This window comes from Caballeronia sp. NK8, from assembly GCF_018408855.1.
GTDB lineage: Bacteria > Pseudomonadota > Gammaproteobacteria > Burkholderiales > Burkholderiaceae > Caballeronia.
The window spans coordinates 1-13,130 of sequence record NZ_AP024326.1 but is presented as its reverse complement, the minus strand read 5'-3'; the positions used below and the strand labels follow the sequence as shown (position 1 = coordinate 13,130).

The following is a 13,130-nucleotide window of genomic DNA, read 5'->3' as shown; positions in this document are numbered from 1 at the left end:
TTGTATGAGCATGTCTTATTATCCGAATACATGTGTGTTACGTTTCTTGTCGCGGACACACGACGCTAGCTCAAAGGCAATCCATGCAAGGCAATTCCAGCAAACGCGCCGCTCCGAAACGCGGCAAAACGACGAAGGAACCACTGCTCAATCGCGACAGCGCCACCGCGCTTTATATCCAGATTGCGGATCGTCTCCGCGCGGAGATCGACGCAGGCACCTTCGCGACCGATAGCAAACTTCCCGCCGAAAGCGAGCTGACGCAACGTTTCGACGTGAGTCGCGTGACCGTTCGGCAGGCCATCGCGCAGTTGCTTGCGGACGGGTATGTCGTCAGCAAGCAAGGCAAAGGCACCTTCGTCTCGCGCAACAAGTTCGTCCATGATCTGAAGCCGATGCGCGGCTTCTACGATGCCCTGGTTGCACAAGGGGTGGAGCCAAAGACGAAGCTGCTGGAGTTCGGACCCGTGAGCACGCCGGAACCCTTGCGGCAGGCATTCGGGAAAGACGAAGGCGAAAGTGATTGCTTTCGCCTCAAGCGGCTCTATCTCGTCGATGGCGAGCCGATCGCGCTCGTCGTGTCGTATCTGCCGCCGCAGGCAAGCGGGCTCACCTGGGAGCAGGCGAACCGCAACCCCATCTACGTGCTGCTCGAAAATCTGCTCGCGATGCCCGTAGCCCAGGCGCAGATTCGCATTCGCGCGTGTTCGGCGGGTACGTCGGTCGGGCGGGCGCTCGGGCTTTCGCCGCGTGCCGCACTGCTCGTGATGGACCGCGAATCGTTCGATGGAAACGGCCTGCTGCTGGAACGCACGTCGTTTCATATTCGTCCGGAGAACTACGAATTCACGCTGAGCGTGCAAGGACCGTTGCCGGTGGGCTCGTCGATCAAGAACGTGAACGGCGCGGCATCGCACGATCACGCGGCGTGACCGTGCGACGCTGGCTCGTTTAACGATGCGCAGGTTTCACATGCACCGTCGACGTGCCCTGCTGCCCTTGCGCGAACGTCGCCGAAGCAGGTTCGCCCGCTGCCGCGCGCAACACGCGCAGCGTTTTCGTTGCAGGATCGATCTCGACGAACGCGCCATGCGGCACGACGGCCGTCACGTCGCAATCGAAACCTGCGATCATCGAGATATCGCCGAGGGCCGCGCCTTGCGCGAGAATCGGGTTCACCGTGTTGAACACGATTGCCGCCGGCGCCATGTTGCGCGACTGCATCTCGTGCAACATCCACGCGCTGGCGACACCGCCTTTCGCCGTATCGAGCACGAGTACCCGGCCGATATACGATTGCCCCACGAGCTTGTGCGACGGCCGCGAAAAGACGCCTTCCAGACGGTTCAGATCGTAGCGGGCGGAGAAGCCGTCGCTTGCAACCAGCGCTTCCGCCGACACTTTATTGCCGAGCGCGTGACGCGCGACAAGCACGATTTCGTTCATGCGAGTTCTCCTGTCACGGCTGCGTCGATGCATGCCTGCATCGATGCCAGCATCGGTGTATAGCCGTATCCGCCGAGAATATTCACCAGCTTCGCGCTGTTGGTGGCGAGCGTTTTCCAGCCCTTCGCCTCGGACATCTCGCGCGCATACGACTGATAAAAGCACATGCCCGCGAGCACCGTGCCGCCCGCTTTTTCGATGCGGCGCGTATAACCGAACCGCTCGGCATCGGGCACGACTTGCGGGCTCGTGATCGCGAGCATCGGCACCTTGAAGGTGCGGCCATCGCAGAGATCAGCGAGCGCGCGCAGTTCGTAAAGACTCAGTTGCGGCGCGGAAAAGACCACGACGTCCACTTGCTTCGAGACCGCGTAACTCGCGGTCAGCGCTTCGATTTCCGCGCGTCCGATACGATGATGCACCGGCAACGCATCGCCGCCGACATCTTCGAGCCGCGACGCTTCCGGCGTAATGCCGACGATATGAAACAGCGCGATCGATCCGTAACTCGCCATCGCCGCGCCGAAGTGCTTGAGGTCGTCGGAAGTCGGCGCGGCCTCGATGCCTTCGATCACCGGCACTTCCCAGTAATTGCCGGCAAGACGGCCGATCACGCCGCCGAGGGCGCCCCATTCGTTGAGCGTGCGCGGCGTGAAATCGACGCGAAAACGCTTTGTCGCACGGCGTTTCTCATCGAGATGAAAACCATAACGCGGCGTGCGTCCCGTGAGACCAGCGGACAACGCAGACGGGCCGCCTTCGAAATTCGTGCGCGCGCCGCTCACCGAGTTCGAATAGATCACGACGCCGGTATCGCCGAACGCGACGTGTTCGCCGCGCGTGGCCGCAAGCACGGTTTGATAGTTGATGCAGGTGTCGGTCATGCTGACGCCCAGGCGCTCGAACGCGTGAATCGTGCGGCGTTCGAGCTCGACCATCCAGTCGCGCTGACCGAGATCGCTGGCCTTCGAAAAATCGGTGCCACGCGGATCGGTGATGGTCGGAATACGCACGGTGTGACGGCCATCGCCGAATTCGGAAAGCCGCTCTAGCCACATGACGCCCGCCTGTCCGAGACTCTCGGTATCGGCCATGATGTGCGCCTGCGTGACCGGCACGAAATCACGCGCACCGAAGAATTCGCCGACCTGTATCTGATGGCGCATGGCCATTTGCAGGACCTTGCCTTGCTCTCCATTGAGCATGGCGGTCTCTTCATCGTCGAGCAGCATTCGCAATCTCCCTACGGATATCGTCGCTGAAAACTACACCTTGATTGTCTTATATTGTATTAAGACAAGATAGGCGGATAGTAACGACGTGCTTTACCGATGTCAACACGCGTCGACCCGTCATTGGCACCGGGCGGCGGGTCGCACGGCGTCGGCGATTCCACCAGTTGACAGGTGCGAAAGCACGGCGATAGCATGCATCGTGATGTATTGATACAAGCTAATACAACATTTGAGCCACATGTCTGACCCAGAACATCGCAGCATTTTCGTTCCCGCCGGCGTGAGTCCGCGTGCGCATCAATGCGCCGAACGTTCCCGCGTCGAAAAACAAATCGAGGGGAGACACCGGTATGACCAACATCCATATCGTTGCGCTTGTCCTGCTGGTGGTCGTATTTGCGATCAGCCTGTGGCGCGGCATCAATCTAGGGCTGGTTGCCATTCCCGCGAGCTTCTTGCTGGCGGTGCTCGCGAGCGTTCCGCAAAAGCGGATATTCGCATCCTTCCCGACCGATCTCGTCATGCTGATTCTCGGCGTGATGTATCTGTGGAATCTCGTGCGCGATAGCGGACTTGCGGAACTGATCGTGCATCAGGCTGCCGCGATGTCTCGCGGGCGGCCATGGCTGCTGCCGTGGACGACGTGTGCCCTTACCGCCTGTATCTGCGCATTGGGCGCGTTGCCGATCGCCGCGCTCGTCATCACGTTGCCGGTTGCGCTGGAGATTGCGCGGCGCGAGAAAATCCGCCCGGCGTTGATGGGCATCGTGACCATTCAGGGCGGATGTATCGGCGGATTGTCGCCGTTGAATCCGTGGGCGAAGGTGGTCGCCGCGCAAGCGGCCAAGGGCGGCGTGACGCTCCTTCCCATGCACTTTTTCTTCTGTCAGCTCGGGATCAATTTCACCTTCGCGCTCCTGGCGTTCTTCGCGTTTGGCGGAGCGGAATTGATCGCGCGCGGCAGAAGACGCAACACCCCTTCGGAAAGCGCTTCGGGAGCGGTCTCGTCGCGACTCGCACTGACCTGGCAGCAATGGGCCGCGCTCGCCGCGTTGCTCGGTTTTGTCGCGCTGGTGCTGACACACCACGATGTCGGCCTTAGCGCGTTTTCCATGGGCGTTCTGCTCAACATGGCGGTTCGGGCGGACCCGCGCAAGGTCATCGCCGATCTGCCGTGGAGCATGGTCGTGATGATCTCGGGCATTCTGATTTATATCGGCATGCTCGAACACGTCGGCGTATTGAAGGCGACCGGCGAGCTGCTGCAAAATTTGGAACAGCAATCGCTGGTCCGCGTGGGCATGACGTACCTCGGCACGTTGATGGCGAATTTCGAGGCTTCGTCAGTGGTCGTGCTCGGGTTGGTCATTCCGGTAGTGACGCACTCGCTGGCGAACGAACCGTCCGCGTTGCTTGCGTCGATCCAGTTGGCGCTATCGGCGACGAGCATCGTCGTGATTACAGCGAGTCCGTTTCATCTGGGCGGCGGACTTGTTCTGGCTGAGTTGCATGGAGATGAGAGAACGTTCAAGGATCTCTTGAAGTGGACGGCGGCTTTGACGCTTTTTGTGCCGCTGGGTGCGTTTTTCATCTGAGGCCAGAGCGAGCTGCCTTCAACTCACCAATGAAAGTGTCGACGGACGGGTTGCGCGTGTCGCCGCGCCAGCAGACGACCATGTCGATTGCCGTGTCCCTATCCGAGAGCGGCCGGATGCACAATCCGCTGCGCTGAATGTTGCGAATGCACTCGGGATAAATGCTCACGCCCGTATTCGCGGCGACGAGGCCGATGATGCCGTCGCTTGTCGATGCCTCCTGAGCGATCGCAGGCGCAAAGCCCGCGCGATGGCAGATCGAGAAGAAGTGATGGCGAAACGCTTCCGACGAATGCGGCGTGCCGAGCACGAAGCGCTCGTTCGCGAAGTCCGTGAGTTTCAGCGCCTTCTTCTGCGCCAACGGAGTAAGTCAGTATGACTTTATATGGACCCCTCCCTTTTTGCGAAGGTTTTTCGTGTGCTCGACTTGATGGGGCGGTTGCTGCTTTATATCCGGCCTGTTGTAGCCAATCATTCGGCTGCGGGCCCCGATGAAATCCGCTGGCTCCCAAGCATTTCCGTGTCGAGCTCAAGGCTCTTCGTCATACCCGGGTTTAGAGAATCCCGGTCCGACCTGTCTTGTCATTGCACACGATTGCCAACGTAACCTGTCGAGGTGCCACCTGTGAGAACAGCCCCTGTGTAACCCAAATTCTTTATTGAGGTTTCGAGCTAACGTACTCCCTGCCGTACTGCCTGTCGTGGGGCGAGAAGTGCCCAGATGGTTCTTGCGATCTTGTTGGCTAGCGCCACGATTACCACGTTGAACGGTCGGCGTTTGCCGAGCTGCTCAACCCATGCGCCGGCCCTGTCTGGATGTCGCAGCACGCTGCGAGCCCCGTGGATCAACAGCGTGCGCACATACGCGTCGCCTCGAGCAACTGTTCGATCTTCGCGGCGTACTTCGCCAGCGAATCGATTTCGATCTTCTTCTGGGCAACCATGCGTATTTGTCTTTCTTCGCGACGCGCGCCGCGCCGTCACGTTAATAGCCAGTGTTCTGGCCAAGATTCGGTAGCAGGCCCATGGAGACCATCCGAAGATACTCTCGGCATTCCGACCTCCGTGGATTTCTGGCTGCTCCGCGATGGTACTCGAATCGACGTTGATTCGCTACACGGCACCGAGGCCATACGGCCTTTTCATCTTAAGGGGCGAACGGGAATCGTAATGCCCTGATCGCCCCCAACACCTCGCGCATTCGTCCGATGACCCCCCGCGCGGATAGCCCGCGAGACAGCACAGATCGGCCACCGTGCGAAGCAGGAACAAAGTGCGCGCGGCGAGATTCGCGCGGGAGAAACAGCGCGTCCAATGTTCGCCGTTAGCGGCATGGGGAACACCTGAGCAGCGTGCTGCGGAGCCAAAGATCTTTCTCAGGAAAAACCACTTTCGCGCGAGGGGCCTATACCGCGTGGCCCTTCGCTCGCACTTGGCACGGTGCCTTCAACCTTCAAACGTGCAACTGCCAACTCGCATCGCAGGCCGCCGTGACCCGCGGCGCGCGCGGAAAAAGCCAGCGTGTCATTTCTGGCGTCAGCGAAGAGCCGAACAGTCTCCGTCCAACGTCCATTTCGTTTCTGCCAGACTCGAATCGTTTGGTTCCCCCGACCCCGATACAAGCTGCCCGTCATCTAGCACCGCGAGCGCCGTCACGTCATTCGTGTGCCCCTCAAGCGTCGCCTCGCATGTACCCGTCGTCGAGTTCGACAGCTTGATCGTAGCGTCCTTCCAGGCCGCGTTGCGAACCGTCGGTGGGCAAGCACCGCGAGCGTTGACACCGCCCCTGCGTGCCTCTCAAGCGGCACTCGCATCCCCGCTGGTTGTCTCGGACACCTTGATCGTTTGGTTCCATGATCCCGAAGCAAGTCGCCCGTCGTCCAACGCTGCGAGCGCGAATCTGCTCCCGTATGCCCCTCGGGCGTCACTTCGCCGCTCGTTGAGTTCCACAGCTTGATCGCGTTGTCCCCGGCCCCCGCCGCGAGCCGAGCCGCCTTGCTTTCTCCCGGCTCCCTAAGGCAGTACGCCCCCCTCATTGTCTTGAAGCTTCGGCGACGACCGGCTCCGTGATCCGCCATTCCGCCGGTGATAGCACCAACATGGTCAATGCGAAGCACGTCCGTGGCTACGTTTTGCAACGATGCGTCAGACATTAACGACTGCTGAGCCGCGCGTAATAATCGGCGACTTCTTCGAGCACGCGCTGCTTCTCGGCCTGCACGTAGATCGACGTGGTCTGCAGCGACGCGTGGCCCAGTACTTTCTGCACAACATCCACCGGCACCTCGTCGGCGACCGAGTGCGTGGCGAACGTGTGTCGAAAGGCATGCGCATTCGCTTGGCCGATCCGCATTCGATCATCCAGATCGAGGGAGTCGCACGTCTCGACCAGCTTGGTCAGCATCCGGCCGATCAGTCGGTTCAGTCCGTCCGCCGTGTAGCCGGCCTCCGCCAAAGGTAACGCGCCATCGCCCTCCCCTCTGCGGTGCCGTTGGCGCGAGGCGTCGGTCCACGGAATGATGAGCGGCGCGAGCAGCGGCCCGAGCGGCGCCTGTTCTCTGCGGATCGCGTCGAAGACTTGCCTCCGATCTGCCCAGTGCGCGCGCAAACCAACCAGCGTTGCCGCACTGACGGGCACCGCCCGTCCACGCTGCCCCTTGCCGACAACGGTCAGCTCCCACACCGGCCGCTCGACCGTGCCGTAAGACGATGGGCGTAGATTCTCGCAGCGCGCGATCGCCGCTTCCTCGCGACGCAGGCCCGAGTCGCCGAGCAACAGGATCGCAGCGCGCACCGCGCGCCACTGCATTGCACACTCCTCCGCCGATCGCGCGTCGAGCTCGTCGCGTAGCTTGCGCCACAGCTCGGCCGGCAACGCGCGCTCGATCTTCATCGCGTTCGCGCGGTTGACCACCACCGGATCATTCACCGCCTTCCACGGATTGCCCGCCAGATAGCGCACGTCGACCCACCATGCGAAGGCGGTGCGAAGCGCCCGAACGGCATAACGCTGCGAGTCGGCCGACAACGATGCCTTGCCATTAGCCGTGGCGGAGCTTGACGAGGCGAAGGGCCGCCAGCGCGGCGAGTGCCGCGCGAAGCGTTCACCCACAAAACGCGGATCTGGGCATTTAAGGAAGTCCTTGTACGCCTCACAGTCATCGACCCGCAGATCGCTCAGCGCCTTGCCGCGCAACACCACCGCCCACAACAAAAACCGCTCGAGCTCCTTGGTGTAGGCGCGCAGGGTTTTCGGTTGATCGCGAAAGCGGTTCAGATACGCGCGCACCGCATCGAGATCGTGGTTCGCCTGGATGTAGCAGAATGCCGTTGAGCGATTTTCAGCGTTGGCGCCAGACAGCGCGTGCGGCACCGCCAGCCGCTCCAGCGGTGCAAGTGTGAGGCGGCCTGGTCGGCTCCCCTCGCCAAGCTCGCTCGCGAAATTCGGCACCACCTCAACGAGCTCGTCCGCGACCAGCGGCACCCCGGCTTTCTCAACGGAATCGATGTCGATGTCGACCGTCAACTGCAGGGCCGCCTGCTGCTTGCGCAGCCAGCTGACGATCGCGCGCGCGCGCCCGCGACCGATGCGCGGAATCGAGCGCCACCTGCTCGGCCCGCGCCGATTGCAGAACGCGACGAGCTCACCGAGTGTTGTGAGCCCCTCCCCTTTCAGGCGCCGTGCGATGCGCGGACGCAGCCACGCGCCGATCGCGTGATCCGGGTGCGGCGCGGCTGCCGCGAGTTGCGCGGCCTCGGTGACCATCCGGAACGTCACCGCGGTGAGCTTGGGCTGGCCGTGCTGCTTGATCGACGCGCGCAGGTGCTCAGCGAGCGCGGTCGAGCCGTGCGCGAGCGCGAGCTGCACGAGCGTGTCGAGCATCGTGTTGAGATAGCGTTCCATCGTGCCGGGCGTCGCCGCATGCGGATCTTCGTCCGGGTCGTAATAGGTGCGCGCGATGATCGCCGGCGCGATGCGCTGTACGTACGCGCGCAGCGCGGTGAAATCCTTGGTCCTGAAGCCGCGCGGGAATGCAACGTCGGCGACGCCGGTGGAGGCTTGGCCGGAGGCCGTGGCTTTTTCGGAGGAGGCGCGACGCTCAGCCATGTCCGCCCTCCCCGCTTTCATCGGGCCCGTCAGCGTCATCCTCATCGTCGTGCGCGTCGCCCTTGCTTGCCGATGGCGGCGTCGGGTCGGCATCCGGTGGTCGCACGCGCACGCCCATCCCGGCGAGCACGGCATGCGTCTGCGCCAGGAACACCTCGGGCCAGGTGGCGCACAGAAACTCGAATGCCACGCGCGCGTCGCGGAGCACCTCAGTCAGGCGCGCGTTCTCCGCAGTGAGCGCGGTCACGGCGAAGTTGGCGCGGTGAGCCGAGTCGGGCCGTGCGCCATATATCACCCGCTGTACCAGCGCCACCGCGCCAGCGTCGGCGATGCAGTCGAGCACCGGCACGAAGCGCGGGTCTTGATGTAGCGCGACCCCGTAGGTCTCGGCGAGCGCAATCACCACGGCGAGTTCCATGCGCGTGGGCTTGATCGGCCGGGGCGGCACAGCGTCGCCATGTGCGGTGAGCCGCGCCGCGGCGGCGGTACGCTTGAGCGTAATCGTCTCGTCGACCTTCAGCACCACGCGCGCGATCTCGGCGCTGGGCGCCTCATCGGGCCAGCGACCCTCGCGAGGATCGCGCGGATCACGCGGATCACGCGACGGCCGCGGCCAGCCGCCCTCGCTGAAATCACTGTCGTCATCGCCAAAGCCTTGTGCCACGGGCCCCTGCCCTCTCATGTAAATCGGAAACGGGCCATTTTACCCCTAAAACGTTATCCCGATAATAGCCATTATCAGGCTTCCTAATTAAGTCAAATAGACGGTCATGAGCTAGGGCGATGCCCCTCGTTAAGGTCATCGAGCAAGTTTCAATTACGAGGCCGTGCGGCGTATCTGTCCTCGCCGGCGGGCGTAGCTTCGTCGCCCAGCAACTCAAGAAGACGCCGCTTCAGTGTTGCCGGAGTGCCTCGATCGCCTCCGCATGGCGGTCGATGAGAAGCGGCCGCAGATGCAGATAATCCTCGATCAGACATTCGATCGCCAGATGTCGATATGGGGATGACGCGCCGGCGGGCCCGTGACTTGGAATAGCGGTTAAGCGGCGGATGACCGCGATTACCGCAGGCGACAGCGCTGTGCAATGGTGCCGACGAGAAGCTGAGCGGGGTCAGGCCGTCGTTTAGTCATTGAACGCGCCGCGATGGTCCGCCGCGGCAAAAAGGCTCCTCATCGCTCGACGAGCGCAAGCCGCCACTCCTTCACGCCGTCATTCGGCCGCGGACTCGCGAAGGTCAATTTGCAGTCATCGGCGGCTCGATGGGTCCAGCGAATAGGCCGCCATCGAAGTACGCGTCATCGAGTTCCATGATGGTGTCGTCGCCCATCAGAATAACAACCAAGTCGACCGCCCCGTCGCCAGGCACCGCGGAGATTTCCGCGATCGTTCGTTGCGGTGATCGCTCGTCGACAAAGCGCAACCAGTAGTAGCCGGGCGCGGTCGGCCGTGTATCTTTCCACTCCATATCAAGCTCGCGTTCGAAGGACTATTACTACTACATTAGCGCTTCTATCGCGCCGCAGTCACCCCGCTTTAACTTCTGGCGCGGCGTGATCGGCTGGCCACTGCCTGCTTGTCTAGTTCGAAAACCGTCAACGTCTTTCAGTCGACTTGTTCTCTTATCACAGGCCACCGGCTTGACGCGATAACGGCGCCAAGCCTACTTCTCAGCGCTGAGCGTATCAAGTTTCACACTTTCCGTTTCATTCGATACGCTGCACGGACGACTGCACCGATCTGGTGGGACGCGCTGAAAATTGCCGCGCGGCGGGCGCGTCTCGTCACACGACGCCGTGAAACAATTCGCTGGCGGTGACAAAAATCATTTAAAAACAATCACTTACCTACCGCTCCATTTTTTCGGCGATGTTCCACGCAGGGAGGGTAATAGGCATGTGGAGTGCCGCCGGTCACCTTAGGATTTTACAAAAGTTCCTGTGTTCGTGAGGCTGCCGCGCCGTGGGAAATCGACCAAACCAAGCACGCCATTTGTTTTTTGTCGATGATGTGGCCTCTTGCGCCCGGAGCGTAACGGCGCGCCTCACTCAACCTTCTGTACTAGTGGCATCGTGCTCGTCTCTCGCCCCCGCATCGAAACTAGGCGCCACCAAGGGCCGCTTTCGTGATCGGAACACATTGCGGCAAGCGAACGTCGGTCTAACCGATGCCGGTTTTCGCGTCCGATACATGGCGCGCTGACCAGCGGGGCACTGAGGTGATCATGGCGATATTCAGCGACAAACAGCATGGCTGCTCAGTCAATAGCTTAGCTGTCTTGGTCACGATTGCCCGCTGCTTGGCGGTGACCCCTCCCGATAACATGAGTTATCAGGTTTGACGAGCGTCGCTCGCCCTCATCTGGCTCGCCCGAGGCCGAGCCAAAGACGGCGTGCGTGTGTCGCCGTGGGCGACCGTCGGTTGGCCTCCGGCACTCGCGTGGAACGATGGTTCGACGGAGCGAGGCGCGCCGGCACGCCCCTCCGCCATCGATAATCGCAAACGGAAAACCGAGGTGGAAGGATGTGACGGTTCCGTGACCGGCGTCCAGGAGCCAGAGACGATTCAAATGGCCTCCACTTGGATACGGCACCGCGTCGGTCCTACGTGAGGCTCGACGCGACCACCCTGGCGCATTGCAACGCGCTGCCCACTGCGATCGCTAAGACTCGGGCTATCCGGCGTAGCCGCTGCACGGGGCCGGCTGGCCGCTGGATCCGGTCAGCGCCGCCGAGCTTGATTGCTTTTCCTCGTTCACTAGACCTGTACCAGGTAGGCAGACGTCGTGCCGTGACTTCACGGCACGTTCCGCCGGGCCCACTTTGTCGTCCACCCCCACGCACCACCGGGCCGGCGCTCGCGCGGTTCGCCTGAAAGCGCAGATTCTCCGCACACGTGGCAAGCGATCGTAGAGCTGAAATCCCCGTACTGGTGCTCCGACAGCTTCGCCGGTTTAGCGCAAATGCGCCCGCTGTTCGGCGTTTGCGGCTCCTGGCAGGCCACGCACGCGTTAATGCTCGACAAGTGAGCCTTCGGGCGAAGTCGCGTCGGCGAGACTGGGAGCGACCCGGCGCCGGCTGGGCGCCCATTTGCGCATGGTCATCGTCCTGTATCGTGGCCCCGCCCGCCGAGGGGACTTCGCTTTCTCGACTGCGACGACGTTTGAGCTATCAGTCAGCTATGTTCCTCGAAGCCGATAGACACATTCGCGCACCGGTCTTCCATGCGCGTCCACATCGGTCTGTCGCGTTTTGCCGACTCTCGGCCGCATTGGCTGCACGCTTCGCCTCCGTTGTAATTGCGCTCGACGATCGCGTCGCGCCCGATCACGCCCTCGCCTTGCTGAGATCGTGCCTTGGCTATCGAGATACTGGCTTGCCGAAGGGCTTTTCAGCATTCGCTGTTGCTAGGCGTCCGGGCAATCCGCCGCACGCCGGTGGCTAAGATTGGCAGTTGCAGTTTTTCCGCGCCTCAGGTGACCTGCCCAGCGTGTCCGTCCGCAAGCGGTGAGTTCGCACGATTCGCTTCATCTAGTCCCCAATGCGTTGACCGCTTGCGTCACGTTATGCGCCCGCCCCCGCACTTTCAGGAGCTTACGCAGGCCGGCGATGTGCTCCCGTACCGCACCCGTCACTGGAGGCTTTGCGTGCGCCATCGGTGCCGCGCAAGACTGGGATTTGCCTAACGCTTCCCGTTGCGCATGGGCGAAGCGTTCGAGATCTAGCGCGGTAGCTGGTCGAAGTTTGCCGGATGCGAGCGCCGTCGCAAACGACGGCATCCATCCGGCGGCCTGGCGGCCAATGCGCTCCGTGAGACTGAAGATCGTCAGCGAGTCACCACCGGCCCCGATCACGAATTGGCGCGATTCGTTGACGTCGATAAACGTGCGACCGGCATGTTGGCGGGCAACGGCTTGGGCGTCCGCGCGCTGCTGCGTGCGCGCTTGCTCGGCATGGTGTTCGTCGTTCCGACGGCGTAACAAGAGGGCGAAATCGACCGGGTTGCGGAGCAGGGCGCGCAGGTAGTTGATCGGTGCCTTGGCGAGCTTCAGGTGGTCCCAGGTGGCTTCAACGACGTCGGAGAGGCGCTTTCCGTGCTCGCGCGCCTCGCGCATCAGTTTGAAGATCAAGAAATCAAAAAGACCCAGGGCGCGCAGGCGCTGAAGGTCCGCAGGCAACTGGCCCGGTTGTCTCTTTTGAATAATAGAAGGGCTTAGATCCTTATATATTCCACCGTCTGCCACATTGGCAGACGGTATAGACAAAGAAGGCTGGGCCAATGCGAGCGCGGTTGAAAAGGGCGCCCGGACGGTTTCGTTCTCGTGCACGGGGGAGCTCTCAATGAGGCCGAGGAGAGCTGCGGCATGCTCGGTGAGATGAAGGTAGGCGCGACCAAACAGGCCGGCATCGACATAGCGGGCCTGCGGACGTCGCTCGATAAGTCCGGCGACCTCGAGATCGTCAAGGCTGCGATAGAACGTCCGCATGGACTGCAGCGCGCGGCCGGAGAGGAGCTCACGGCGTGCGAAGATGGCGCCGAACGGTTTAGCTGCGTCGACGGTTCGCGCGAGGGCGGAGAGGACGGCGCGGGCGCGCGGTGGAATCTGTTCGATGTGCGCGGCGCGAAATGCCGCCCGGAAGATGATCCAAGGCAGGTTCGTCGAGTCACAGCGAAAAGCCGTGAGGGCAGCCGAATCTCCGGGGTGTGTTTCACCCTCGCTAGCAACGAAGCGTTGCGCGATAGACAT

Annotated in this window: 9 protein-coding genes and 1 pseudogene; 2 read left to right on the top strand and 8 right to left on the bottom strand. The window is 62.0% G+C overall.

Annotated features, from left to right (window positions below):
* Positions 1-83 precede the first annotated feature (83 nt).
* On the top strand, positions 84-932 hold the full coding sequence (locus NK8_RS32880) for a GntR family transcriptional regulator (RefSeq protein WP_213233660.1): 849 nt from the start codon (positions 84-86) through the stop codon (positions 930-932).
* A gap of 19 nt (positions 933-951) precedes the next feature.
* Here the strand turns inward: NK8_RS32880 and NK8_RS32875 are convergent, their stop codons facing one another.
* Complete coding sequence (locus tag NK8_RS32875) at positions 952-1,446, bottom strand: DUF126 domain-containing protein (protein ID WP_213233659.1); 495 nt, start codon at positions 1,444-1,446, stop codon at positions 952-954.
* The gene (locus tag NK8_RS32870; RefSeq protein ID WP_213233658.1) at positions 1,443-2,678 is read right to left on the bottom strand and encodes an aconitase X catalytic domain-containing protein; all 1,236 of its coding nucleotides are present in this window, start codon (positions 2,676-2,678) and stop codon (positions 1,443-1,445) included. The genes NK8_RS32875 and NK8_RS32870 overlap by 4 nt, the downstream gene beginning before the upstream one ends.
* A gap of 353 nt (positions 2,679-3,031) precedes the next feature.
* Between NK8_RS32870 and NK8_RS32865 the strand changes: the two genes are divergently transcribed.
* Positions 3,032-4,276 (top strand): SLC13 family permease, encoded by a 1,245-nt coding sequence (locus NK8_RS32865; RefSeq protein ID WP_213233657.1) that lies wholly within the window; start codon positions 3,032-3,034, stop codon positions 4,274-4,276.
* Here the strand turns inward: NK8_RS32865 and NK8_RS32860 are convergent.
* From NK8_RS32860 to NK8_RS32835, 6 genes and pseudogenes are all read right to left on the bottom strand, one after another.
* The gene (locus NK8_RS32860) at positions 4,269-4,637 is read right to left on the bottom strand and encodes a LysR family substrate-binding domain-containing protein (RefSeq protein ID WP_225936584.1); all 369 of its coding nucleotides are present in this window, start codon (positions 4,635-4,637) and stop codon (positions 4,269-4,271) included. The genes NK8_RS32865 and NK8_RS32860 overlap by 8 nt on opposite strands.
* 295 nt (positions 4,638-4,932) lie before the next feature.
* Positions 4,933-5,152, bottom strand: a pseudogene (locus NK8_RS32855) (IS110 family transposase); the annotation flags it as partial.
* Positions 5,153-6,428: 1,276 nt separating this feature from the next.
* Positions 6,429-8,384: a phage integrase family protein gene (locus NK8_RS32850; RefSeq protein ID WP_213233656.1), complete on the bottom strand. Its 1,956-nt coding sequence runs from the start codon at positions 8,382-8,384 to the stop codon at positions 6,429-6,431.
* On the bottom strand, positions 8,377-9,048 hold the full coding sequence (locus tag NK8_RS32845; protein ID WP_225936583.1) for a hypothetical protein: 672 nt from the start codon (positions 9,046-9,048) through the stop codon (positions 8,377-8,379). The genes NK8_RS32850 and NK8_RS32845 overlap by 8 nt, the downstream gene beginning before the upstream one ends.
* A gap of 572 nt (positions 9,049-9,620) precedes the next feature.
* On the bottom strand, positions 9,621-9,851 hold the full coding sequence (locus tag NK8_RS32840; protein WP_213233655.1) for a hypothetical protein: 231 nt from the start codon (positions 9,849-9,851) through the stop codon (positions 9,621-9,623).
* Positions 9,852-11,909: 2,058 nt separating this feature from the next.
* Positions 11,910-13,130 (bottom strand): Replication protein O, encoded by a 1,221-nt coding sequence (locus NK8_RS32835; protein ID WP_213233654.1) that lies wholly within the window; start codon positions 13,128-13,130, stop codon positions 11,910-11,912.

Coding starts and splice junctions, on each gene's coding strand:
- NK8_RS32880 (WP_213233660.1), top strand. CDS start 84: ATGCAAGGCAATTCCAGCAAACGCGCCGCTCCGAAACGCGGCAAAACG.
- NK8_RS32875 (WP_213233659.1), bottom strand. CDS start 1,446: ATGAACGAAATCGTGCTTGTCGCGCGTCACGCGCTCGGCAATAAAGTG.
- NK8_RS32870 (WP_213233658.1), bottom strand. CDS start 2,678: ATGCTGCTCGACGATGAAGAGACCGCCATGCTCAATGGAGAGCAAGGC.
- NK8_RS32865 (WP_213233657.1), top strand. CDS start 3,032: ATGACCAACATCCATATCGTTGCGCTTGTCCTGCTGGTGGTCGTATTT.
- NK8_RS32850 (WP_213233656.1), bottom strand. CDS start 8,384: ATGGCTGAGCGTCGCGCCTCCTCCGAAAAAGCCACGGCCTCCGGCCAA.
- NK8_RS32840 (WP_213233655.1), bottom strand. CDS start 9,851: ATGGAGTGGAAAGATACACGGCCGACCGCGCCCGGCTACTACTGGTTG.
- NK8_RS32835 (WP_213233654.1), bottom strand. CDS start 13,130: ATGTCTATCGCGCAACGCTTCGTTGCTAGCGAGGGTGAAACACACCCC.